At 66.8% G+C, this 24,537-nt stretch carries 20 protein-coding genes; 12 read left to right on the top strand and 8 right to left on the bottom strand.

The window, feature by feature from the left end; genetic code table 11:
* Positions 1 to 134: 134 nt before the first annotated feature.
* The 7 genes from ureE (at position 135) to urtA (ending at position 6,861) form a co-directional block, all read left to right on the top strand.
* Entirely contained in the window at positions 135 to 599 is a 465-nt protein-coding gene (ureE, locus tag MBTS_RS04470; protein WP_147833094.1) for an urease accessory protein UreE, read from the top strand.
* A complete protein-coding gene (locus MBTS_RS04465) occupies positions 599 to 1,297 on the top strand; it encodes an urease accessory protein UreF (RefSeq protein ID WP_056142211.1) in 699 nt (232 codons plus the stop codon). Before ureE ends, MBTS_RS04465 begins: the two co-directional genes overlap by 1 nt.
* Before the next feature lie 59 nt (positions 1,298 to 1,356).
* Positions 1,357 to 2,052 (top strand): urease subunit beta, encoded by a 696-nt coding sequence (locus MBTS_RS04460; RefSeq protein ID WP_056142213.1) that lies wholly within the window; start codon positions 1,357 to 1,359, stop codon positions 2,050 to 2,052.
* A 144-nt stretch (positions 2,053 to 2,196) separates the two neighbouring features.
* Positions 2,197 to 3,909 carry an urease subunit alpha gene (ureC, locus tag MBTS_RS04455; protein ID WP_056142508.1) on the top strand — a complete coding sequence of 571 codons (1,713 nt, stop codon included), beginning with the start codon at positions 2,197 to 2,199 and terminating at the stop codon, positions 3,907 to 3,909.
* 14 nt (positions 3,910 to 3,923) lie between these two features.
* Positions 3,924 to 4,559, top strand: a complete 636-nt coding sequence (ureG, locus tag MBTS_RS04450) for an urease accessory protein UreG (RefSeq protein ID WP_056142512.1) — start codon at positions 3,924 to 3,926, stop codon at positions 4,557 to 4,559.
* 5 nt (positions 4,560 to 4,564) lie between these two features.
* The gene (locus MBTS_RS04445) at positions 4,565 to 5,425 is read left to right on the top strand and encodes an urease accessory protein UreD (RefSeq protein ID WP_192215174.1); all 861 of its coding nucleotides are present in this window, start codon (positions 4,565 to 4,567) and stop codon (positions 5,423 to 5,425) included.
* A gap of 173 nt (positions 5,426 to 5,598) precedes the next feature.
* Positions 5,599 to 6,861 carry an urea ABC transporter substrate-binding protein gene (gene urtA / locus MBTS_RS04440; RefSeq protein ID WP_192215173.1) on the top strand — a complete coding sequence of 421 codons (1,263 nt, stop codon included), beginning with the start codon at positions 5,599 to 5,601 and terminating at the stop codon, positions 6,859 to 6,861.
* 119 nt (positions 6,862 to 6,980) lie between these two features.
* Here urtA and MBTS_RS23960 read toward each other — a convergent pair whose 3' ends face one another.
* The 3 genes from MBTS_RS23960 to MBTS_RS04425 form a co-directional block, all read right to left on the bottom strand.
* Positions 6,981 to 7,613 (bottom strand): methyl-accepting chemotaxis protein, encoded by a 633-nt coding sequence (locus tag MBTS_RS23960; protein WP_147833096.1) that lies wholly within the window; start codon positions 7,611 to 7,613, stop codon positions 6,981 to 6,983.
* Positions 7,614 to 7,915: 302 nt separating this feature from the next.
* Entirely contained in the window at positions 7,916 to 10,294 is a 2,379-nt protein-coding gene (locus tag MBTS_RS04430; protein ID WP_192215172.1) for a trimethylamine N-oxide demethylase, read from the bottom strand.
* A 366-nt stretch (positions 10,295 to 10,660) separates the two neighbouring features.
* The gene (locus MBTS_RS04425) at positions 10,661 to 12,016 is read right to left on the bottom strand and encodes an NAD(P)-binding domain-containing protein (protein ID WP_018043964.1); all 1,356 of its coding nucleotides are present in this window, start codon (positions 12,014 to 12,016) and stop codon (positions 10,661 to 10,663) included.
* Between the two features lie 426 nt (positions 12,017 to 12,442).
* On the opposite strand from MBTS_RS04425, the gene MBTS_RS04420 reads away from it, so the two are divergent.
* The gene (locus MBTS_RS04420) at positions 12,443 to 13,501 is read left to right on the top strand and encodes a helix-turn-helix transcriptional regulator (RefSeq protein WP_192215171.1); all 1,059 of its coding nucleotides are present in this window, start codon (positions 12,443 to 12,445) and stop codon (positions 13,499 to 13,501) included.
* A 69-nt stretch (positions 13,502 to 13,570) separates the two neighbouring features.
* Here MBTS_RS04420 and MBTS_RS04415 read toward each other — a convergent pair whose 3' ends face one another.
* Positions 13,571 to 14,602: a LysR family transcriptional regulator gene (locus MBTS_RS04415; protein ID WP_018043966.1), complete on the bottom strand. Its 1,032-nt coding sequence runs from the start codon at positions 14,600 to 14,602 to the stop codon at positions 13,571 to 13,573.
* A 212-nt stretch (positions 14,603 to 14,814) separates the two neighbouring features.
* Here MBTS_RS04415 and MBTS_RS04410 point away from each other — a divergent pair, with 212 nt between their 5' ends.
* On the top strand, positions 14,815 to 15,693 hold the full coding sequence (locus tag MBTS_RS04410) for an SDR family oxidoreductase (protein ID WP_026175962.1): 879 nt from the start codon (positions 14,815 to 14,817) through the stop codon (positions 15,691 to 15,693).
* A 251-nt stretch (positions 15,694 to 15,944) separates the two neighbouring features.
* Here the strand turns inward: MBTS_RS04410 and MBTS_RS04405 are convergent, their stop codons facing one another.
* The 3 genes from MBTS_RS04405 to MBTS_RS04395 all read right to left on the bottom strand — a co-directional run bounded on the left by MBTS_RS04405 (position 15,945) and on the right by MBTS_RS04395 (position 18,615).
* Positions 15,945 to 17,003, bottom strand: a complete 1,059-nt coding sequence (locus MBTS_RS04405; protein WP_147830811.1) for a heme-dependent oxidative N-demethylase family protein — start codon at positions 17,001 to 17,003, stop codon at positions 15,945 to 15,947.
* Between the two features lie 92 nt (positions 17,004 to 17,095).
* The gene (locus tag MBTS_RS04400) at positions 17,096 to 18,049 is read right to left on the bottom strand and encodes a PDR/VanB family oxidoreductase (RefSeq protein ID WP_147830809.1); all 954 of its coding nucleotides are present in this window, start codon (positions 18,047 to 18,049) and stop codon (positions 17,096 to 17,098) included.
* On the bottom strand, positions 18,046 to 18,615 hold the full coding sequence (locus MBTS_RS04395; protein WP_147830807.1) for a dimethylamine monooxygenase subunit DmmA family protein: 570 nt from the start codon (positions 18,613 to 18,615) through the stop codon (positions 18,046 to 18,048). Before MBTS_RS04395 ends, MBTS_RS04400 begins: the two co-directional genes overlap by 4 nt.
* A gap of 990 nt (positions 18,616 to 19,605) precedes the next feature.
* Between MBTS_RS04395 and MBTS_RS04390 the strand changes: the two genes are divergently transcribed.
* Both MBTS_RS04390 and MBTS_RS04385 read left to right on the top strand, forming a co-directional pair.
* A complete protein-coding gene (locus MBTS_RS04390; RefSeq protein WP_082473073.1) occupies positions 19,606 to 21,357 on the top strand; it encodes a trimethylamine N-oxide permease in 1,752 nt (583 codons plus the stop codon).
* Between the two features lie 200 nt (positions 21,358 to 21,557).
* Entirely contained in the window at positions 21,558 to 22,691 is a 1,134-nt protein-coding gene (locus tag MBTS_RS04385; RefSeq protein WP_147830805.1) for an aminomethyl transferase family protein, read from the top strand.
* A gap of 138 nt (positions 22,692 to 22,829) precedes the next feature.
* Here MBTS_RS04385 and MBTS_RS04380 read toward each other — a convergent pair whose 3' ends face one another.
* Positions 22,830 to 23,729: a LysR family transcriptional regulator gene (locus MBTS_RS04380; RefSeq protein ID WP_192215170.1), complete on the bottom strand. Its 900-nt coding sequence runs from the start codon at positions 23,727 to 23,729 to the stop codon at positions 22,830 to 22,832.
* A 172-nt stretch (positions 23,730 to 23,901) separates the two neighbouring features.
* Between MBTS_RS04380 and MBTS_RS04375 the strand changes: the two genes are divergently transcribed.
* Positions 23,902 to 24,537 (top strand): cation:dicarboxylate symporter family transporter (locus MBTS_RS04375; protein ID WP_192215169.1); only part of this gene is annotated, 636 nt, incomplete at its 3' end.

Raw genomic sequence — 24,537 nt, 5'->3', positions numbered from 1 at the left:
GTGGTTGGGCGACCCTCAGCTTGCGGAGGCTGGCGGAGCCACCCCCACTCCCAACCTCTCCCCACAGGGGGGAGAGGGACGCGCTCTGCCTGGATGTGTGAACCCAGTGGCCCCACCGGGAGAGTGGAGACCGAATGCGCGTCATCGACCGTATCGTGGGCAGCAGGCTCGATCCCGAGATCGCACACCGCCTGCATCATCTCGATCACCACCATGCCGTCGACATCCTGGCCATCGACAGCGCCGACATGGCCCGGCGGCGTTTGCGGGCGACGACACAGGGCGGCGAGGACATCGCCATCGCCCTGCCCCGCGAGGAAACCCTGTTCGACGGTGCCGTCCTGATCCTCGACACGGACCGCGCCCTGGTGGTGCGGGTCGGGGCGGAACGCTGGCTTCGGCTGGCGCCTGCGGACAAGGCCGCCGCCCTCGAACTCGGCTACCACGCGGGCAACCTGCATTGGCGCGTGCGCTTCGACGGCGAAGACCTGCTCGTGGCCCTCGAAGGCCCGCCGGAGGATTATCTGGCGCGGCTCGGCGATCTGACGGCGTCCGGCCGCGTCGCCCATGGCGTCGACGGGCGGACGGAAGCTGCCTGATGCTACAGCGGCTCATCGCCCTCCAGCAGGCGGATTCGGCCTTTCCCAGCGGCAGCTTCGCCTTCTCGAACGGGATCGAGGGGCTCGCGGCGCTCCCGGACGGTCTCGGCGGGGCGGAACTCGGCCATGCGGTCGAGGTCATCCTGCGTCATCGCTGGGCCGGCAGCGACCGGGTCGCCCTGGTTCTGGCCCATCGCGCGCAAGGGGATCTCGCCCGCCTCGCCCGGATCGACGCCGCCGTGGAGGCGGCCTGCCTGGCGGAACCGATGCGTACGGGCAGCCGACGCAACGGCGGGGCGCTGCTCGCCGCCCATACCCGCATCGGGACGCCGGGAGCCGAAGGCTTGCGCATGGCGGTGCGCGACGGCCCGCTTCTCGGCCACCTTGCGGTGATGCAGGGCGCCCTGTGGCGCTCCCTCGGCCTCGACGAGACCACGGTCACCGAGATCGCCGGCTACCAATGTGCGGCGGCCCTCGTCACCGCCGCCGTGAGGCTCGGGCGGGTCGGCGCCATCGAGGCGCAGCGCATCCTCTCCGCCCTGATGCCGGTGCTGGCGGAGATCGCGGCCCGGCCTGTGCAAGGGGGCGAAGAGGACGACACCGACCACGCCGACATCATGCTCGTCGCCTTCACGCCGCTCATCGAGATCGCCACCATGCGTCACGCCCGCGCCGATCTGCGCCTGTTCGCGAATTGAAACCGCCGCCGGACGGTGAAACCCGGTTCCGGGAACGGACGAGGCCGTAGGGACCACCAATGCTGCTGACACCGACCGAACTCGAACGGCTGACCATCTTCACGGCGGCGGAACTGGCGCGAAAGCGCCGCGCGCGCGGCCTCAAGCTCAACTACCCGGAGGCCGTCGCCATCATCTCCGACGAGATCCTGGAGGGGGCGCGCGACGGGCGCAGCGTCGCCGACCTGATCGGGTGGGGCTCGACCATCCTCACCACCGGGGACGTCATGCCCGGCATCGCCGCCATGCTGCCGATCCTGCAGGTCGAGGGCGTGTTCCCCGACGGGACCAAGCTCGTCACCGTGCACGAGCCGATCCGGCCCGCCGAGGGGGCGCCGGCCGATACGCTGGAGCCCGGCGCGATCCTGCCCGCCGAGGGGGAGATCGAGCTCGCGGCGGGGCGCCCGCGCACCACCATCGAGGTGGTCAATACCGGCGACCGGCCGGTGCAGATCGGATCGCATTACCACTTCTTCGAGGTCAATCGCGCCCTCGATTTCGACCGCGAGGCGGCTCTGGGCCTGCGCCTCGACATCCCGGCCGGCACGGCGGTGCGGTTCGAGCCGGGCCAGCGCAAGACCGTGACCCTCGTGGGATTCGGCGGCGAGCGCCGGCTCACCGGCCTGAACGACCTGACCCGGGGGACGATCGACACGCCGGCGGACCGCGCCGCCGCCCTGGCGCGGGCCAAAGCCGGCGGCTTCAAGGGTGCCTAGAAGTCCGGGCGCGTCAGACCGGACGACGATGAGGAGACCTCATCGTCGTCCGCCCGCGCGACGGCGCGGCGGCGGGCGTCCGCCGAACGCACTGATTCCGGCCATCGGCCGGGATCAGTGCCGCTTGGTATGAAGGATATCATCATGGTGACGATCCCCCGCCGCGACTACGCCGCCCTCTACGGTCCCACCACGGGGGACGGCGTGCGCCTCGCCGACACCTCCCTCGTCGCCGTCGTCGAGAAGGATTACGCCGTCTACGGCGACGAATGCCTGCATGGCGGCGGCAAGACCCTGCGCGACGGGATCGGCATGGCGCCGGGCGTCACCTCGGCCGAGGGCGCCCTCGATTTCCTGCTCTGCAACGTCCTCGTCATCGATCCGGTGCTCGGCATCGTGAAGGGCGATCTCGGCATCCGCCACGGCAAGATCGTCGGCATCGGCAAGGCGGGCAACCCGGCGATCATGGACGGGGTCGATCCCCGGCTCATCGTGTCGGCCGGCACCACGGTGCGCGATTGCGAGGGGCTGATCGCGACGCCGGGCGCCATCGACGTCCATGTGCATTTCGATTCCGCCGCCCTGCCCGATCACGCCATCGCGTCGGGCATCACCACCCTGCTCGGCGGCTCGCTCGGGCCGATCACCGTGGGCATCGATTCCGGGGGGCCGTTCAACACGGGCAAGATGCTCCAGGCGGCCGAGCAGTGGCCGGTGAATTTCGGGTTCCTCGGCCGTGGCAACACCCACGAGCCGGCGGCTCTCAAGGAGCAGTTGGAGACCGGCGTGCTGGGCCTGAAGATCCACGAGGATTGGGGGGCGATGCCCTCGGCCATCGATGCCTGCCTGGGATTCGCCGACGAGCACGACTTCCAGGTCCAGCTCCACACCGACACGCTCAACGAATCCGGCTTCGTCGAGGACACGCTCGCCGCCATCGGCGGCCGGGTGATCCACATGTATCACACGGAAGGGGCCGGCGGCGGGCACGCGCCGGACATCATCCGCGTCGCCGGCCTGCCCCATTGCCTGCCTTCGTCGACGAACCCCACCAATCCCTACACGGTGAACACGTTCGACGAGCACCTCGACATGACGATGGTGTGCCACCACCTCAACCCGGCCCTGCCGGAGGACGTGGCCTTCGCCGAGAGCCGCATCCGCGCCCAGACCATCGCCGCCGAGGACGTGCTGCACGATATCGGCGCGATCTCGATGCTCGGCTCCGACAGCCAGGGCATGGGCCGCATCCACGAGGTGATCTGCCGGACCTGGCAGCTCGCCTCCAAGATGAAGGACCAGCGCGGCAGCCTGCCCGAGGACCGGGCCGGCTTCGGCGACAATGCCCGGATCAAGCGCTACATCGCCAAATACACCATCAACGCCGCGCGCACCTTCGGCATCGCCGAGCACATCGGCTCCCTCGAAGAGGGCAAGATGGCCGACATCGTTCTGTGGCGGCCCGCCTTCTTCGGCATCAAGCCGGAACTCGTCATCAAGGGCGGCTTCATCGCCTGGGGCGCCATGGGCGATTCCGCCGCCTCGCTGATGACCTGCGAACCGATGCTGCTGCGCCCGCAATGGGGCGCGTTCGGCCTCGCCAAGCAGGGGCTCTCGGCCTGTTTCGTCCATCCGCTGGCGATCGAGCGGGGCCTGCGCGACGAGCTCGGCCTGCGCAAGGCGCTGCTGCCGGCCCATGGCACCCGGACGCTCAGCAAGGCCGACATGCTCTGGAACGACGCCTGCCCCGATATCCGCGTCGACCCCCAGACCTTCGACGTCTTCGTCGACGGGACCATCGCCACCTGCGAACCGGCCAAGGTCCTCCCCCTCGCCCAACGCTACATGCTGCGCTGATGCCCGACACCGCGATGATCCTCACTCCCTCCCCGTCCCGCGCCAGCGCCGCGCGGATCGGCATCGGCGGACCGGTCGGCTCGGGGAAGACGGCGCTGATCGAGCGTCTGATCCCGGTCCTGGCGGGGCGCGGCGTCGATCTCGCCATCGTCACCAACGACCTCGTCACCAAGGAGGACGCGGAGCGCCTGCGCCGGTCCGGGCTGATCGACCCGGCCCGGGTCTCGGCGGTGGAGGCCGGCGCCTGTCCGCACACGGTGATCCGCGAGGACCCGACCCTCAACATCGCGGCGGGCGATGCCCTGGAGGCGGCCTTTCCCGGCCTCGACCTCCTCATCTTCGAATCCGGCGGCGACAACCTCGCCTCCACCTTCTCCCTCGATCTGGTGGATTGGTGGATCTTCGTCATCGACGTGGCGGGGGGCGACGACATCCCGAGGAAGCGCGGCCCCGGCGTGCTGCGCTGCGACCTTCTCGTGGTGAACAAGACCGACCTCGCCCCCCATGTGGGCATCGACCTCCCCGCCATGCTCGCCGAGGCCACCGCCGTGCGCGGCGGCAAGGCGATGATCGCCACCAATGCCCGCTCGGGCGACGGGATCGAGGCCGTGGCGGATGCGATCTGCCGCGCCGTGCTCTTCGCGCCTTGAGTGACGTGGGAGAGGAGGTCCGGGGCATCTCGCCGGAGGGAGCGGGCCGCTCGCGCCATTCTCAGGCGCGCCTCGTCTTCGTGCGCGGCGGCGGCACCACGGTGCTGTCGCGGCAGGTCGTGCCCTATCCGTTCCACATCACGCGGCCGTTCCGGATGTATCCGGACCATCCCGACATCGCGACGCTGTATCTCCAATCGGCCTCCGGCGGGCTCTACCGGGCCGACCGCCTGGGCCTCGACATCACGGCGAGGCCCGGAAGCCGGGCCCATGTCACCACGCAATCGGCCACCGTCGTGCATGACACCGGCGCCTTCGCGGCACGCCAGGACACGCGTCTGGCCATCGCCGGCGACGCGGGCCTGGCGCTGCATCCCGATCCGATGATCCTGTTTCCCGGCGCCGCGCTCGATCTCGACACCCGCATCGTCGTCGGCCCGGATGCGCGCGCCATCGTCAGCGAAGGCTTCGCCAGCCACGATCCCACCGGCATGGGCCGGCCGTTCGCCCGGATCGGGCTGTCCCTGCGGATCGAGACCGAGGAGGGACGCATCCTCGTCAACGAGCGCTCGACGCTCGACGGCGCGAGTCTCGCCGGCCCCGCCTCCCCCCTCGGCACGTATGCGGCCTATGGCTCGATGGCGATCCTCGGGGGCGTCGAGGGCCATCCCGACATCGCCGCGCTGCAGGGCGCCGCCGATGCGGTGGGGTGCCTGTGCGGAGCGAGCCCGCTGCCGAACGCCGCCGGACTGGCCGTGCGGGTCCTCGCGCCCAGCGGGGGCGCCCTGTCGACGGCGATGGATGCGGTCTTCGCGGTCGCCTTCGAAGCGCTGTTCGGTGTCGCCCCCGCGCGCCGCCGCAAATGACGACGGGTTCATGCCTGCCCAGCAATGATGCAGCGTGCGGTCAATTTGCCCTTTAAGAAACGAATTTTCTTCCCGAAACTGTGTCTCGGTCGAGTTGGAGTGATCCGGCTCCGGAGAACAACCGTGGATGGACAGGAGCGTGTCCTCCACAATGACGAGTAAGGAACGAACCGATGGCGTCAAAAGACGAAGGCACCGCTCATCTTCGGCTTCGGCGCCGGTTGCTGCTCGGCCTGGCCGCCGCACCCTTCGTCGCCGCCACGAGAAGTTCGTCCGTCCTTGCCGCCGAGACCGCCACCGCCGCCGTGAACACCACGGGCCTCGCCGTCACCGACAGCGAGGTGACCGTCGGCATCCTCCACTCCGTCACCGGCACCATGGCGATCTCCGAGACCGGTGCCACGCAGGCCGAGAAGCTCGCTTTCGATGAGATCAACGCCGCCGGCGGCATCCTCGGCCGCAAGATCAAGGTGATCCAGGAGGACGGCGCCTCCGACTGGCCGACCTTCGCGGAGAAGGCCAAGAAGCTCCTCGTCAACGACCATTGCGCGGCGATCTTCGGCTGCTTCACCTCGGCCTCGCGCAAGGCGGCGCTGCCGGTGATCGAGCAGTATAACGGCCTCCTGTACTACCCGACTTTCTACGAGGGATTGGAGCAGTCCAAGAACGTCATCTATACCGGGCAGGAGGCGACGCAGCAGATCCTCGCCAGTCTCGATTGGGTCAACAAGGAGAAGGGCGGCGACACGTTCTTCTTCATCGGTTCGGATTACATCTGGCCGCGCACCTCGAACAAGATCGCCCGCAAGCATATCGAGAGCGTGCTCAAGGGCAAAGTCGTCGGCGAGGAGTATTTCCCCTTCGGTCACACTCAGTTCAACTCGGTAATCAACAAGATCAAGCTCACCAAGCCGAAGGTGATCTTCGTCACCGTGGTCGGCGGCTCGAACGTGGCGTTCTACAAGCAGCTCAAGGCCTCCGGCATCGACCTGTCGAAACAGATCCTGCTCACCCTCTCCGTCACGGAGGACGAGGTCGAGGGCATCGGCGGCGACAACATCGCGGGCGCCTATTCCTGCATGAAGTACTTCCAGTCCATCGAGAACGAGAACAACAAGGCCTTCGTCACCGCCTTCCACAAGATGTGGGGCGAGAAGACCGTCATCGGCGACGTGACCCAGGCCGCCTATCTCGGCCCGTTCCTATGGAAGATGGCCTGCGAGAAGGCCGGTTCCTTCGATGTGGACAAGGTCGTCGCGGCCTCTCCGGGCCTGGAATTCAAGGCCGCGCCGGAAGGTTACGTGCGCGTCGATCCCAATCACCACCTCTGGTCCAAGACCCGCGTCGGCAAGGCCAAGGCCGATGGCCAGTTCGAGATCGTCTATACGAGCCCGGAGCTGATCAAGCCGGACCCCTTCCCCAAAGGGTATCAATAGGCCCGAGCGAGGGCGGTCCTTCACGAGAGGGTCGTGCCGCCCGGACATTGGCCTGGACGTGCTGCTCGTTGGATCGAGCGGCATCGCTCGGTGCGCGGAGCCGGCCTGCCGGAGGGGGCCTACAATCGCAGGGCGCTCTTCAAATGACCGAGTTCGGTTCCGACGGCCTTCGTCACATGCTCACCGAGCGCGGCGAGTTGGCCCATCTCCTTGGCGACGACGCCGAATCCGGCCCCGGCCTCGGCGGAGCGCGCCGCTTCGATCCGGGCGTTCAGCGAGAGCATCTTCAGGGATCGCAGCATCTCGATCATCCGATCCGAGGCCTGGCCGATCGCATCCAGCGCAGTCTGACCGGACTGGATTCGATCCGCCAGGTCGTTGGCGCGACCGAAGTCGATGACGATGCCGTCGAGATAGGCGATCTCGCCCGCGGCATCGGCGCGGCCACCGCCGGTTTCGAGCACGTGTTTCCACGTGCCGCCGGCCGTCTTGACCCGGTAGCTGATCTGCCAGCGCGAACTCGCGCTCAGGGCGGCCCCAACGGCCGCATCGACCGCAGGCAGGTCGTCCGCATGGATCAGGCTCGAGAAGCTCGTCCCATTCCTCAAAAACGAGGCGACGTCGTATCCCAGCAATCTTTCGAAGCCATCCGATAGATAGGTCATATTGTAATCGGCATTGTTGAGGCCGCTATACATAAAGCCATCTATTCTGCTCGATAAATTCTGCAGGAAGGCATCGGCATCGAGCATTTCTTCAACCGATCCCTGACGTGTTTCGCGTTCCCGTTGTTCGTCGTGCAAGCATGGTTCAGGCCATTCCGAGGTCTGGAATCTTGCGCATCGTCCCCATGGGTGCGACCGCATCACGGTTCAGGCGGCGTCGTTCGATCGTCGAGGGTCGCCCGGAATCCTGAAGACATGCAATCGCATCGCTCACGGGGCGCAAGCGGCCTTCGACCCGACGCCCGTCCGATATCAGGTCATCGGTTCTCGCGAGGCTCGCCTGAGGCATCGTCGAGCGAGCCTCGCGGCGAGCCATTGCTCATTCTGCCCTAAGCGGGGATTCCGGCCGTTGCCACGTTCTCCGGCGAGGGCTTGGCGGGGCTGGCCTGTCCCTGATCGCCGCGTGTGGGCGATTCCGCCCGGACGCGCGTCTTCTTGGGATCGAAATGGGGAAACGCCACGATGGTCGCGGGAAGCCGCTTCTGATGGCCGTCGAGCTTGCCGATCTCCACCGACCCACCGATGGCCGCCGCCGAGACGTCGAGGCGCGCCAGGGCGATGGTCTTGCCGAGGATCGGCGATTTCGTGGCGCTGGTGACGATCCCGACCTGGGTCCGGCCGTCATAGACGGGATCGCCGTGCCCGACGGGCTCGTTGCCCGTGACGTCGAGGCCAACCATCCGCTTGTGCGGGTTGTCTCGCCGCCGCGCCACGGCCTCCGACCCGATAGAGGCGTCAGGCTTGTCCTTGGGAACCGTGAAGCCGATGCCCGCCTCGAACGGGTCGGTCTGGTCGCAGAAATCGTATCCGGCGAAGACGAGGCCGGCCTCGATCCGCAGCATGTCGAGGGCGGCGAGCCCCATCGGCGTGAGACCATGCGGCTCGCCGGCCGTCATGATCGAGTCCCAGATCGCGGTCGCCTGGCTCGGGTGGCACCAGACCTCGTAGCCGAGTTCGCCGGTATATCCCGTCCGCGACACCAGGACCGGCACGCCGTCGATGCGCCCGACGGTGAAGCGGAACCATTTCAACTCGTCGATGGTGGGTTCCTGGGGCGGGCTGACCACGAGGCCGGACAGGATCGCCCGCGATCTCGGCCCCTGGACGGAGACGTTGTGGAGCTGGTCGGTGGAGCTCTTCACCCAGACCTTCAGCTTGTGGTCCTCGGCGAGCTTGCGCAGCCAGATGCCGGAATACTCGTCCCCGCAGATCCAGCGGAAGTTGTTCTGGCCGAGACGGAACAGCGTGCCGTCGTCGATCATCCCCCCATGCGGGTTGCACATGGCGGTATAGACGATCTGGTTGACGGCGAGCTTGCGCACGTTGCGCGTCACCGCCAGCTGCATCAGATCCTCGGCATCGGGTCCGATCACCTCGAACTTGCGCAGCACCGAGAGGTCCATGATCGTGGCCCGCTCGCGGCAGGCCCAGTATTCCTCCAGCGGGCCGGCCGCGTTGAAGCAGGTCGGCACCCAGAACCCGCGATAATCCTCCATCTTCCGGGTCAGGGCGGCGGTGCGCGGGTGAAACCCGGATTCGCGGGTGAGGCGCGGTTCGGCATCGGGGGTCATGCGGTGGCTCATACCCTTGGAGAAGGCGCTCTGGGAATCATAGACCCGGACGTGGATGTCGGTGGGGCACCAGCCATTGGCGGGATCGATGTCGTCGGCACAGGACGAGGTGGCGCAGACGAGGTCGGTCAGCGCCCGCAGGAGGACGTAATCGCCCGGGCGTGACCAGGGCTCGTCCATGGTGATCCTGTCGTCCGGCCCCGCGACGGTGTTGTAGAAGAAATTGATCGCCGGCCAGCCTTTCTTGGGCAGGACTCCATGGGGGCTCAGCACCGCGTTGAAGTTGTCGGTGCAGTTCGAATGGCCGGGATATCCCATATCCTCGTAATACTTGGCCGAGCAGGCGAGCATGAACGTGTCGTGGCGCCCGACCGTATCCTGGACGATCTCCACCAGGGGGACCATGCGCGCGTCGAAATACTTCGACAGCAGGCCGGGTTTCGGCGCCGTCGATCCCATCAGGGTATGCGTGGTGGTGGCGTCGAGGCCGTATTCGTCACCTGCTTGAAGGGCGACGGCATCGAAGGCCAGGAAATCCGCGCATTGGCGCCCGTCCACGTCGATGATCTGGATGTACTGGCCGGCCTTGACGGAGAAAGCCTCGGCGGTGGCGGCCTTCACGCGCAGGTCGAGGAGGGGCGGAGCCAGCGGCGGCGGCGCCCTCCCTTCGAGGGATGTGGCGGGCTCGATCTCCACCCGCAGATCGGTCGGGGGATCCTGCGCGTCCGGCGCCATCGGGCCGCCGGGAATGACGAGAACGCAGACGGAGCTCGCCGCCGCCGTGGCGTGGAAGCTCGATCCCGGCGGGGATTCCGCATGGAACAGAGCATGGGCTTCGAGATCGGACGGTGCAACGCCGCGTGCCGCGAGGGCGGCCTCAACCGATCGACCGCCGGCCCCGTCTCCTCGTGTCCGCAGGGTATCCAAGAGGGGCGGGGCGCCCGGTGTCGCCTCCCCGAACGCGCCGGGGCCGGCATAGAGCCGGGCGGGCTGGCGCCCCTCCGGGTCGACGATGCGCAGGCGATCCCCGGCCTCGACCTCGAAGAAGGCACAGGCCCCTCCCCTCGCCGAGAACGAGAGCGTGCGCGGCGACCTTGCCCCCCACGCGCCCTCGGGCTGCATCCAGATCTGGTTCATTCGTCTATCCAGGGTGAACGGGTCGCAACGGATGCGGGCCGACGCGCCCCGCTCGGGGCCGTCATCGCCATCGGAGGCCGCTCCCCGGTGAGGCCGGGGAACGGCGTGATTCCAACACGGTTACGCGCGAAGAGCCTGCTTGATCGGATTTTGCAGCGGATGCTCATGCCAAAGTAAATCGGCTGCCAAAGTCGATCATCCAGGCCGACCTCCTCATCCTGAGGTGCCCGCGTCAGCGGGCCTCGAAGGAGGCCTCCAGTTGTCGCGCGATCCCTGGAACCCTCCTTCGAGGCCGCTACGCGGCACCTCAGGATGAGGTCAAGTCTTGGATAAACACCTCAAACAGGCTCCAATACAGCTCCGCGCTCATTCCGCGGCCTGGGGCAGACCCATGAAGGCCTGGAGCGAATCGTCCATCGCCTTCATCCATGTGGTGTGATGGGCCGGCGACAGAGTTCCGGTGATGGTCGAGCGGTAGGACCGGTCGCGATAGGTGAGGATGCCTTCCATCTTGTGGTGCTCCCACTCCTTGAACAGCTCGGCGACCTTGTCGACGTCGAGACGCGGATAGTCGGTCGCCGCCAGGAGTTCGCGGACGTATTCCGTCTGGAAGTCGATCGCCTCGAACGGGTTGGTGAGCGTGTCCTGATAGGCCAGCCATTTGGCGATGTCGGCTTCCTGCTCCTCCGGACCCGGCAGCGCCAGCTTGCCCATCATGTAGTCGCGGGCATACCAGGCCTGGGCGTCGAACATGTTGAAGGTGTAATACTGGTCCTGCATCCCGAGATAGATCAGGTTCGGGTTGGACTGCCAGAAGATGCCCTTGTAGATCCCCGCCGGGTAGAGGCAGTTGTGGGATTTCAGCCGCAGGTCGTCCGGCAGGAACGGATAGGTGTGCTTGTAGCCCGTACAGAAGATGATCGCGTCGACCTCGGTGTCGCTGCCATCCTTGAAATAGGCCGTGTTGCCGACGAGCTTCTCCAGAAGCGGCCTCTCCTCGAACCCCGCCGGCCAGTCGAAGCCCATGGGCTTGGTGCGGTAGCTGAAGGTGATCGACGTGGCGCCGTACTTGATGCACTGCGTGCCGATATCCTCCGCCGAGTAGCTCGCACCGATCATCAGCAGGCGCTTGCCGGCGAACTCGTCGGCGACGCGGAAATCGTGCGCGTGCATCACGCGGCCGGGGAAGAATTCGAGCCCCTCGAAGCTCGGAACGTTGGGCACCGAGAAGTGGCCGTTGGCCACCACGACGTAGTCGAAGTCCTCGACCTGATGCTCGTCCTTGATCAGGTCCTTCGCCGTCACGGTGAACCGGCCGGTCTCCTCCGAATAGCTCACCCAGCGGACGGGGGTGCAGAAACGGATGTACTTGCGTACGTCGCTGCGCGCGACGCGGCCGGCGATGTAATCATGCAGCACGGCGCGCGGCGGATAGGACGGGATCGGCCGGCCGAAATGCTCCTCGAAGGAGTAATCCGCGAATTCGAGGCACTCCTTCGGGCCGTTCGACCAGAGGTAGCGATACATGCTGCTGTGGACCGGCTCGCCGTTCTCGTCGAGGCCGGTGCGCCACGAGTAGTTCCACTGGCCGCCCCAATCGGATTGCTTCTCGAAACAGACGAGCTCGGGGATCTCCTCGCCCGCGCGCCGCGCCGCCTCGAAGGCGCGCAGCTGGGCGAGGCCGCTCGGACCCGCGCCGATGATCGCAACCCGCTTCTTCATGATCAGATCCCCGTTCTATGTCTCGTGAGCCGGGCGGTCCGGGTCTCCCGATGGCGGTTCCCGATCGGTGCCGGACGCCCGCCAAAGACCATTCTCCCCCGAGGACAGATCCGGCGAGGGCGAAACCTCGGCGGAACATTCCTGCTGAGAAAATTTATACGCCTCGGAGAAATGGCCGTGCAATAGTGACTGTTGGCACTACTGTCGTCGCTCAGTTGTGCATTGCAAACGAAAAGGGGGGTTACTGATAAGCGAGAACCATGCCAGGCATCCCGGTCGAACCGGGTGGCACGTCCTGGACGTCCGGCGCGGGCCTATCCCTCTCCCGGCGGGGCTACGGTATTCACACATCTCGCGGGCAGCGCGGGTCCGAGGCCGGGCGCCGCGACGACGCGCCTGCTTCATGGGGAATGGCACCGTTTCAGGATGAAGGACGAACCGATCCGGAGCGGACCCGATCCGCTGGCCACCGCCGAATGGTACAGCCGGTTGGGCGACGTCGCCGCATCCATCGGGACCGAGCACTTTCACCGGAACCTGCTGTCCCTGTTCGCCCTCTGCGTGAAAAGCGATTCGGGATGGATCATCCGGTACTCGCGGGTGGCCCCGCCCGACGTGCTCTACACGACCGGGGTTCCGAGCGAGATCGTGGAGTTCTACAACAAGAAGTGCCTTCGCATCGATCCGTTCTCCCTCTACTGGAAGAACGGCGGCAAGCCGGGCATCCTGACCCTCTCGGAGATCGGGAACAGCAGCCCGGAATCGATCCTCTACGGCAAGATATTCAGGCCGGCCGCGAACATTTCCGACGAGCTCGGCATGTTCTTCTCGACGGTGGGGCATTGCTGCTTCGGCTTGTTCCTCGAACGCGAGCGCGGCGTCTTCTCGCAGGAGGACATCCGGCGGGCCAAGCTGGTCTTTCCCGCCCTGGAGGGATGCCACCGGAGCCATCTCGGCCATCTGTTCAGCAACCTGCGCTACACCGACGGGACGCAGGCGGAGGGGCTCCTCAACCGGCCGACCCTGATCCGCGACCGGCACGACGTGGAGGTGTTCGCCAACGAATCCTGGAAGCGGGCCGTCCAGTCGGATGCCTCGATCCTGCCGATGCTCGAGACCCTGGCGCCGTCGGACGCCATCCGCACGGTCCATGCGCGCGATCACGTGATCACATCGGAGGTCTTCGACCGGGACTTCGCCCTGGCGCCGGGCGGCCGGATCTTCATGCTCGGGCCGAAGCCCGCGCCGCAGGACGAATCGGTGGGCTACCGGGCGGCGGCGGAGGTGCTGGTGGCGTTGACCCCGCGTGAGCGGGACATCCTGACCTTGACGATGAAAGGCCAGGCCACGGGCCAGATCGCGCAGAGCCTGGGGATCGGCAAGGGCACCGTCAAGAACTGTAAGATCCGCATCTACCGGAAGGCGGAGGTCACCTCCGAGCGCGATCTCATCAAGAAGTTCAGCCCGTTCTTCCCCTCGGCCTGAGGGAGGACGACGTTCACATGGTTCGCCGGCTGCGCCGCCCTGCCCTCGTTCCCCTCGTGGCTGCGGCCTTCACGGAAACGATTCGGGTGATTTGAGTTTTGCAGCCTTTGGCGGTGTGCCGGCGGCGGGGTCGACGGTGAGGACGTCGCCGCCATCGGCATCGGCGTCCTCCTCGTCGCCGTTGCGTGATGCGCGATGGAGGATGTCGTCCCTCGGCATCCGGCTGGCGAGCGCGTCGATGGCGAGGCGCGACCGCAGCGGCAGATACCGTGCCGCGGGCCAGACGGCGTAGCAATCCATGGTCGCGTAGGGGCGGTTCGCCCAGAGCTGGACGAGTTCGCCCGCCTGCAGGCTGTCGCGGATCAGCCAATGCTGGAGCCAGCAGAGGCCGAGCCCGGCCTTGGCGGCGGCCAGGATGACTTCGACGTCGTCGAACCGAAGCCTGGCATGAGGGGAAACGGGGACGAGGACCCCGCCGGCATCCGGCAGGCGCCAGACATAGCCGCGGTCGCCGCGCGCATAGACCAGCGTGTCGTGCCCGGCCAGATCGGCAATGTCGTCCGGCCGTCCGCGCGCGGCGAGGTAGGACGGGGCAGCGCACAGCACCATGCGTTCCGTCACCAGCCGCCGGGCACGCAGGGAGCTGTTGTTGCCGAGCGCGCCGAAGCGCAATCCGAGATCGAAGCCGCCGGCGATCAGATCGACGACCCGGTCGCTGAAGTTCAACTCGAGTTCCAGCTTCGGATGCGCCTTGGCGTAGTCGAGCAGGATCGGCGCCGCGCAGCGCCGACCGAGGAGAACGGGCATCGAAATCCTCAAGCACCCCGCGACTTCCCGGCGGCCCGATTCGAGGAGCGCCTCGCCGGTGCGCATTTCTTCGACGGCCCGCAGGCAATGTTCGTAGAATTGCTGCCCGGCTTCCGTCAGGCTCTGCGTTCGCGTGGTCCGTTGGAACAGCCGCACGCCGAGCCGCTCTTCGAGGCGCGCCACGGCCTTGCCGACGGCGGAGCGTGACAGGGCCAGCCGGTCGGCCGCCCGCGCGAACCCTCCGGCCTCCACCGCCTCCACGAAGATCTGCACGCCATCGAACTTGTCTCGCATCGGTCGCCCGGTCCCGCACGGCCTGCCACGTGGATTGTAGCGCTACAGGCAACAAAGAAGCGAATAACTGGGTCTAAAGCCGAATGGCAATCTACGCTAGAGGAGTGGCGGGCGTACAGCGCGGCCCGGACAGGAACGGCTCCGCCCCATGGGCAGCCGACGCGGTTCCTGACCGAAGGCACGGCTGGGACGACAATCGGAAGGGTTGAGTGATGAGCGGTAAAGTCGTTGTCGTGACCGGCGCGAGCAGTGGTTTCGGAAAGCTCACGGTCCTAGAACTCGCGAGGCGGGGTCATACCGTCATCGCGACCATGCGTGACGTCGAGGGCCGGAATAGCGCGGTCCGGAGCGAATTGATCGACGCCGCGAAGGCGGACGGGAATCCGCTGCAGGTTCTCGAAATGGATGTGGCCAGCGACGAGTCGGTCGAGGCCGCCATCGGTCACGTCATTGCCCAGCACGGCAGGATCGACGTTCTGGTCAACAACGCCGGCCTGATGCCGATCGGTGTGACGGAAGCCTATACGATCGCCGATGTCGAACGGCTGTTCGCGGTCAATGTCTTCGGGGCCATTCGCACCAATCGGGCCGTCCTGCCGCATATGCGCGCTGCCGGCAGCGGACTTCTCGTGCAGATCACGTCGTTGATGGGGCGATTCGTCATTCCCTTCTTCGGTGTCTATGCGGCGAGCAAGTTCGCGCTCGAGGCACTGGCGGAGACCTATCGCTACGAGCTCGGCGGCTTCGGGATCGATTCGGTCATCGTCGAGCCGGGCCAGTTCCCGAGCAACCTCATCTCGTCGAGCCCCGAACCGTCCGATGCGGGGGTCCTGGCCTCTTATGGCGAGGTCGCGGCGATCCCGGGGCAGATCAAGGCCCATGCCGAACAGCCCTACGATCCCGCCCATCCGCCGCGCCCGCAACGGGTCGCCGATGCGATCGCAGGGCTGGTCGAGGCAACGGAGCGGCGTCCCCTGCGCACGGTCGTGATGCCCGAGGGCATGGATTTCGGCGTCGCGCGCATCAACGAGGCGGTCGCTCCCATTCAGAACGACGTGCTCAGGGCCATGGGCATGGCGCACATGATCTAAAAGCCTGTTTAAGTCGTCTTTCCAAGGATTCACCTCATCCTGAGGTGCCGCGTAGCGGCCTCGAAGGAGCCCGTTAGAGCGCTCTCCGCCGAAGTGGATGCCGGTTCGGCGAAAAAGAGCGCGGCAGTCAAAGGCCCAGAGCTGTGTCCCGACCCAACGTGGTCGGGCACAGCTCTAGGGATCGCGCGATCACTGGAGGGCTCCTTCGAGACCCTTTGCTCGAGCAAAGGGTCCCTCAGGATGAGGGGGTCTTATTCGAGGCGGGCCTGGTCCGGCTGGATGCCGAGGGACAGGGGCGCCCCGTCGTCCAGGGCGGCCAGGCGCGACACCGCCATGCCGTGGAACCGGGTCAGGCCCTTGTACTCGACGAGTTCGGGCGGGAGGCTCGCCAGGACGCGGTGGAGGCGCTTGCGCCACTTCTCCACCCGCTCGATGTCCTGCAGGCTGATCAGGTAGCAGCGGATGCCGAACAGGATCGCGTTGGAGCGCGGCAGGCGGAACAGGGTCTGCAGTTCCACGCGCAGGTGGAGCTTGCCCGCGATGTTCTCCGGGGTCACGGTGGTGCGGTCCGGCCCCCAATCGGGATAGTTCTCGGGCGACGTGTCGAGGCGCGGGTTGATCGTCATCGTCCAGTTCAGCCGGCGGACGGGATGCCCGTACTGCAGCCGCAGCAGATATTGCAGCGCCCGGTCGAACACCCCGATCTCGTGCGCCAGCGGCACCGGCCCGTGCCACTCGTGGAAGCTCATGCCGATATCGAATTCCAGCGACCAATCCGCCTGCGTGGTGACCATGCCGCCATCGACGTAGAGGTTGTCGTCCCGCTGATCCTGCAGGGTGAAGTCCCCCTGAGCCTGCCGGGTGATGTACTCGAACGGCTCGCAGGGCAGGGTGGACGCGTCGCCGAAGACGAAGCGCTGGTCGAGGCCCAGGGGGCGGTTGATCCAGTGCCAGGCGGTGCCGTCCCGCGTCAGGCTGAAATGCTCGGGGTAATCCGCCGACAGGCTCTCCATCAGGAGTTCGAGCGTGTCCCATTGCGCCGGCATCATGTGCGCCAGCACCTGGCATCGCTTCGGGTCGTGATCGAGGACGATCGCGCGCTCGCGGCATTCGGCGACGTAATGTTCGTCCACGTCGAACGCGTGTTCGAAGGCCGGCGACGTGCCCGCCTTCACATGCGGCTCGATGTTGACCGAGTACATATATTTGTCTTCGCCGAACGGAAACGGGAAGCGGAGCACTGCCGCGTCGCTGTTCCGGTAGGAGAAGTCGTCCCGGAACGTCTCGTCGGTCTTGAACTGAATACCCATCTCAGCTTCCCTTTACCAAGCGGCGCCGATCCCGGCCGACGGCCGGCACCGATGCGTTCGGCGGATGCCCGCCGCCGCGCGGTCGTCCGGTCTTAAAAATCGAGCACGAGGGTCTCGGATCTGGCCCGCGAGACGCAGGTCGCGATGAGGCGGCCCTCCGCCTTCTCGGCATCGGACAGGACGTGATCCCGGTGATCGGGGATGCCCTCCACGAGGGGCAGGAGGCAGACGCCGCAGGCGCCCCCCCGGCAGAGGCACGGAGCCTCGATGCCTTCGCCCTCCAGCGCTTCGAGCAGGGTCTGCGAGGCCCCGACCGCGATCGACCGGCCGGACCGCGCCAGGGTGACGGTGAACGGCTCGCCGCCCTTGTCCCCGCCGAAACTCTCGCGGTGGATCGCGTGCGGCGTCCAGCCGAGGCCGCGCGCCGTCTCCTCGACCGCGTCCATCAGGCCCTGAGGCCCGCAGGTATAGACATGGGTTCCCAGCGGCTGATCGGCGAGGAGGGCGGCGAGATCCGGCCGCTCTCCCCGTCCGACGCCATGGACGTGGATGCCGGCCGCGTCCGAGCCGAGCAGGCCCCGGAAGGTCTCGACCTCGTCGGGGGCGCAGAACTGATGCAGTTCGTAGGCGGCGCCGCGCGACGCCAGGACCGGCCGGTAGGACAGGAACGGCGTCAGCCCGATGCCGCCGGCGATCAGGATGTGCTTGCGGGCGAGCGACGCGATCGGGAACAGGCTGGCCGGCGCGCTCAGCTCGACGGCGTCACCGATCTCGAGCCTGTCGTGCAGGAAGTGGGAGCCGCCGCGCGAGTCCGGAACCCGGCGGACGACGATCGCGTAGTGATCGCGCTGATCGGGCGGCGTCACCAGCGAATAGGCGTTCTGCCAGACCCGGTCCGGCCCCCGCAGGGTGACGAGGACATGCGCCCCCGGCGGCGATGTGGGAAACGCCCCGCCCTTCTCGGGAACGAAGCGGAACCGCTTCAGCGTCGGGCTCAGGCGTTCGATCTCGGCGACGCGCGCCGACAGCTTGCCGTCGAGGATCATGAATAGGCCTGCTCTGCCGGAGGGACTTCGCCGGCGACCTCGGCATCGATCTTGACCCCCATGAAGGCCGACAGGCGCCGCGAGAAATGATCCCGCACGAACAGGTTGGCGCCGCAGCCGTCGCATCGGACGATGGTGGTCGTCACGCCGTGATTGAAGGTCCGGCAATGGACGCAGGCCACGCGCCGCGCTCGTGTGCCGGAATGGCACTGGAAGATCTCCTGCTTGGTCATCCCCGCGCGCTGCGCCGTGTTGAAGACGTCCCACAGGAAATCCTCGGTCCCGCTCACGTAGAGCCGCAGACCCATGCGCTCCTGCGCGAGGCGATGGTCGAGGCGATCGATGAGGTGCCTCGGCGAACGGAACCCTCGTTCGTGAACGGTCTCGGAGGGTGGGATCCGGCCCTCCTGGTCGGGGCCTGCGACGAACCAGACCTCCACCTCCCTGTCGGGCGGGGCCTCGAAGCGGTAGGCGGGCGAATCCGACACCAACAGGTGGCGCAACCCGGACAGATCCATCGCCAGCGATTGATAGACCGGTCGGCTCTTGATGGACTGATCTGACATCGACCTCGACTCGACAATGGGCGGGGCGGCGGCCGGAGCGGACCGCGCCGAACCAGAGGACGAATTCAGTCCCGTCGACAAAGCCGGCTCCGTCTTGCTTGCGCGGCGATCTGGTTCTTTAAGAGAATTTCATTTTCTCCAAGAGAACAACAATGTCAATCGCCGTTTTCGACCGAAGTCCCGGCCAAGGAGTTTCGGCCAATGGGTCGGATGCCGGTTCGATGGGCGGCGGACACGTGTTTCGGCACCCGCTGCCGTCATGGTCCGCACTCCCGTGCGGGATGCGCAGGGTCGCAGGGCGCGCGCGCGAAAGCGAGAGGCCATGTCGACCATCCGCTCGAATCGAGAAGGCCCATCGCGGTCCGATCTCTCGTCATGCCCGTGATCGGCAAACATCCATGCCCATTTACTGGTCACATCTGCCCGAAAATCAATTCTCATGGAAAATTTCGATGCAATTCCACTGTTCGCTCGAGGGGGAGCCGCAATAGCGCTTGACAGCGGCTCAACCGAAGAGAAATGATTATTCCTGTAGAGAATTTCAGGAGTTCGACCGGCAGTCTTCCACTGACGTGATGTGTCGGGCTCTCATGAAACGTGCGCACCGACGGTCGCGGCGCCCCGGCTATTTGGAAAGACTTCGTGTGACCCTCTCCGCAAGGACGGGAAATATCCATGTCGCTGACGATACATCGACACGCACATCCCTAGCTTAGAATTCCTCACGAAACGTCCGGTCGGTATCGATCCTCGCTCCGGGCACGCCGGTGCGGCGGAAGTTTCGTGAGGGACACTCGAAACCTCCTTCGGAACACCCTTCTGCGGCGCCGATCAACTTGGCGGAGCGGCGCCCCGAGCCAGACGACACTCCGGATGCGCCTCGACCCCGCCGAGACCGCGCGGACACGCATCGCCCCGGGATCACACCTTCGGCGAGGGCACGGGTCGATCCGGACCGAACCCTCGATACGACCAATGGAGAGCTGAATCATGAGCACCGGACTGGCATCCTCGGCAAAGCCCGTGGCGGGCTTCACGTCCCCCGCCACCGGGACGGCCGAAGACGGGAAGCTGCATCGCAGCATCAACTGGACGGGCGCGTTCTGGGTCGCGAGCGGTGTGCCCGCCCTCGTCCTGTTCTCGGTGGGCGGCATTGCCGGCAATACGGGCAAGCTCGCCTTCCTGATCTGGACGCTCTCCATGATCATGGGCTTCATCCAGTCCTTCACCTATGCGGAGATCGCCGGCCTGTTCCCGAACAAGTCGGGGGGCGCGTCGGTCTACGGGGCCGCGGCCTGGGTCCGCTACACCAAGCTGGTGGCGCCCCTCTCGGTCTGGTGCAACTGGTTCGCCTGGTCGCCGGTCCTGTCGCTGGGCTGTTCCATCGCGGCCTCCTACATCATCAACGCGGTGGCGCCGCAGCCCACGGCCACGTCGCCGGCCGTGGTGCAATGGCTCGCCACCAACGGTGCCGCCCTGCAGATGGCCGATGCCGACAAGGTGACGGCGGCCATCGCGGCCGTGGCGCCCGGCATCCGCACCTGGACCCTGTTCACCACCACCCTCGGCCCGGTCTCGCTCTCCCTCAACCTAGCCTTCTTCATCGGCGCCGCCCTCATGCTCGCGGTCTTCGCCGTGCAGCACCGCGGTATTCTCGGAACGGCGAACGTCCAGAAGTATATCGGTCTCCTCGTCATCATCCCGATGTTCATCGTCGGCGTGGTTCCGCTGCTGATCCACGGCGTGAACTGGGAGAACTTCTCTCCCCTCGTCCCCCTCGCGGCGCCGGCCGCTCCCGCGCCGGGTGCCTGGAACATCACGGGCTGGACGCTGGTCCTCGGCAGCATGTTCATCGCGGCCTGGTCGACCTACGGGTTCGAGACGGCGATCTGCTACACCAGCGAGTTCCGTGATCCCGCCAAGGATACGTTCAAGGCGATCTTCTATTCGGGCCTGCTCTGCCTCCTGCTGTTCACCCTCGTGCCCTTCACCTTCCAGAGCATGCTCGGCGTCGAGGGAATGCTGGAGGCCTCCATCGTCGACGGGTCGGGTGTGGCGGCCGCACTGGCGCACATGGTCGGCGGCGGTCCCATCGTCGAGAATTTCCTCGTCATGCTGATGATCCTGGCCCTCGTGCTCTGCATCATGACGGCGATGGCGGGGTCCTCGCGCACCCTCTACCAGGGCTCGGCCGACGGCTGGCTGCCGCGCTACCTCAGCCATGTGAACGAGCATGGCGCACCGACACGGGCGATGTGGACCGATCTCGTCTTCAATCTCGCGATCCTGGCGATCGCCTGTGCCGATGCGACGAGCTTCTTCTTCATCCTGGCCGTGTCGAATTGCGGCTACATCATCTTCAACTTCCTCAACCTCAACTCGGCCTGGATCCACCGCATCGACTCGGCGCATATCCCGCGCCCCTACCGCGCACCGACCTTCGTCCTGGTGCTCGGCGGCGTCTTCGCCTTCGTGAACGTGATCTTCATGGGCGCGGGCGCGAAGGTCTGGAACCCGATCGCCCTCTGGGCCGGCCTGATCACCGCCGCCCTGATCATCCCGGTCTTCTGCTACCGCCACTATGTCCAGGACGGCGGCAAGTTCCCGGCCGAGATGTACGAGGACCTGCATGTCGGCCCCGACGGTGCGGTGAGCCGCCGCCGGGCGGGAATCCTGCCCTACCTGACGCTGGCCGCCGGCGTCGTGGTGCTCCTCCTCTCGAACTGGTTCTTCCAGCTGTGATCGAACCGGGCTGCCGGGCCCCTGGGCTCCGGCAGCCCGCGCGTGGGACGAGACAGGGTCCGCCCAATCAAAAAACGGAACGCTAGAGCTGCGCCCGACCACGTTGGGTCGGGGCACATCTCTAGGCCTTTGTTTTGCCGCGCTCTTTTTCGCCGAACCGGCATCCGCTTCGGCGGAGAGCGCTCTAAGGGACAGCCGCCATGAGCTACACAGACCTTCCCCGCCAGTCGGCCCTCAACGAACGCCACCTGGCCCTGGGCTCGACACTCGACGCCGAGTGGAACGGGATGCCCATCCCCCAATCCTACAGCACCGACCGCTACGAGGAGACCACCATCGTCCGCTCGCGGGCGGGCCTGTTCGACGTCTCCGGCCTTCGCATCGTCAACGTCTCCGGTCCGGACGCGGAGGCGATGCTGAACGCGATGCTCACCAGCGACGTCGGCAAGATCGCGCAGGGCCGATCGGCCATCAGCAACATCGTCGACGAGAACGGCTCCCTGATCGACGACGTGCTGGTCTACCGCGACGGGCCGCAGGCCTTCCGCGTCTCGCATGGCGGCGGCAGCCTCGAAGACGTTCTTCCTGAATTCACCGAAGGCCGCGCCGTGGAGGCGGCCCGCGACGACGACGTCCACATCCTGTCGCTGCAGGGACCGCTGGCGCTCGCTATCCTCGCGCCGCACACGCCCTTCGACCTGCCGACGCTGAAGTATTTCGAGCATGTCCGCACGACGCTGTTCGGCCGCGACGTATCCCTGGCGCGGGGCGGCTACTCGGCCGAGCGCGGCTACGAGGTGTTCTGCGCCGCCAAGGACGCCGTCGCCATCTGGGACGCGATCATGCAGGCCGGCGAGCCCTTCGGCATCGTGGCGGCCTCCTGGGACTGCCTCGACATCGTGCGCGTGGAGGGCGGCCTGCTGTTCTTCCCCTTCGACATGCCGAAGCCCGACACCACGCCGTGGGAAATGGGCCTGGCCTGGACCGTCGACCTCGACAAGCCGGATTTCCGCGGCAAGGCCGCCCTGCTGGCGCGGAGGGGCACCGAGCGTTTCAGCCAGGTCGGCCTCGAGATCCTGCACCATGAGGCGGTGACGCCCGGCGCCAAGATCTTCAAGGACGGACTCGAGGTCGGCACCGTCAACAGCACCACCTACAGCCGGCACCTGATGAAGTCGCTGGGCCTCGCCCACCTGCCGCCGGAGCTCGCCGCCCTCGGCACGGAGGTCGAGGTCCGGACCGAGACCGGCCCGCTGGTCGCCAACGTGGTGCGGACGCCGTTCTACGACCCGATGCGCCTGCGCACCCATCCGGCCGACGAACGGACCGCCTGATACCGGGCGGCGTCCCCCTCCCCCCTGTGGCTACGGCCTGGACGGACGGGGAACCCGCGGTACCGGCGAAATCGGCGGTCCCGCTTCCAGAGGCTCGCGCTCACGCGGCACCCTTCCGCGGACGGAGACCGGCGCCGGTCACGCACGGGCTTCGGTGAGGTCGTCCCAGAGCCGGTCGGCCGCATCGTTGCGGCAGTCGAGGGAGCGGAACAGCCTGATGTCGATGGGGATGTCGAACCGGTCTGGACCGGCGCGCACGAGCCTGCCGCGCGCCTGATCTTCGGCCGCCAGCGTCTGCGGCAGCCAGGCGATGCCGTGTCCGTTCCGCGCCATCGTCATGAGCGCCGCCGCCAGATGAGAGGTGAGCGCCGTCGCCGAATGGGCCGGCTCGCGATCCGGGAAGGCCGCGATGATGCGCCCGAGCCCCGAGGCCTGGCTGTATCTCAGATAGGGCAGAGGCGCCTCCGGCGTTCCCGGCAGCGACCATGTCGGCCCGCCGTCCAAGGTGGGGGCGCAGAGGGGAACCAGCAGGTCGTCGCCCAGGGACAGGCTCGGAAACCGCTCCGCTTCGAAGCGCGTCCGTGCATCCGGGTGATGGTGGCACAGGAGGAAGTGGACCTCGCCGGCGAGCATGATGGCTTCGCAGGCCTCCATGCTGTCGGAGATCAGGTTGAGGGTGCCCAGCGTCTGATGGTGCATCAGGCCGCGGATCCAGTTCGGAAAGAACGTGAACGACAGGGCGTGGGTCGCCGCGATGGAGAGCGTCGCCGTGTCCCGGGCGCCCACCTCCCGCGCGTCGCGTCGTGCCCGCTCCAGGCTGCGCATCATGTCCTGGGCCGCCGGCTGGAAGGCGAGCCCGGCCGGCGTGAGCACCGCCCCCTGCGGACCACGGGCGAACAGGGGCGTGCCGACCCAATCCTCGAGGGCACGGATGCGCCGGCTGAAGGCCGGCTGCGTCACGCTCCGCGCCTCGGCCGCGCGCGAGAACGTCTTCTGCTCCGCCAGGGCGAGGAAGTCCTTCAGCCAGTCCAGATCCATCGATCAGCCAGTGTCCGTCAGCCCGTCCAGCCCGATGCCGACCGCGCATAGCGCGCACCGAACATGGCATTGGCCGAGCGACGGTGTCCAGGCGTAAGGACGGCATCAAGCCCCGCAAGAGGGATCACTAATCAAGCTGCCCGCTAAGTGGCAGATCAGGAGGAAACAGATCATGAAGTCATGGCTAAGCCGACTCTATGTTCAAGTCTTCATAGCAATCGTCATCGGCGGGCTCGTCGGGTATTTCCTGCCCGACGTCGCCGTCACGCTGCAGCCCCTGGCGGACGGCTTCATCAAGCTGATCAAGATGCTGCTCGCGCCGGTCATCTTCGGCACCATCGTGGTCGGCATCGCCAAGATGGGCAACTTGAAGGAGGTCGGCCGCATCGGTGTGCGCGCGCTGATCTACTTCGAGGTCGTCTCCACGCTGGCCCTCGTCATCGGCCTCGTCGTGGTCAACGTGATGCAGCCGGGCGTCGGCATGAACATCGACGCCACGCAGATCGACGGCAGCGCCATCGCCTCCTACGCCAAGCGGGCGGAAGCGCAGCCCGGCATCGTCGGCTTCTTCATGGACATCATCCCCTCGACGATGGTGGATGCCTTCGCCAAGGGCGCGATGCTGCAGATCATTCTGATCTCGCTGCTCTTCGGCGTCGCGCTGGTTCAGGCGGGCGAACGCGGCAAGCCGGTGGTGGTCGTCATCGACAGCCTGCTGGACGCGCTGTTCCGCATCGTCGCCATGGTGATGCGCCTGGCCCCCATCGGTGCGGGTGCCGGTGTCGCCTTCACCATCGGCAAGTACGGC

Source organism: Methylobacterium bullatum (assembly GCF_014845095.1).
Lineage (GTDB): Bacteria > Pseudomonadota > Alphaproteobacteria > Rhizobiales > Beijerinckiaceae > Methylobacterium > Methylobacterium bullatum.
Note: the sequence above shows the minus strand (reverse complement) of the source record. Positions and strands in the feature narration are given on the sequence as shown.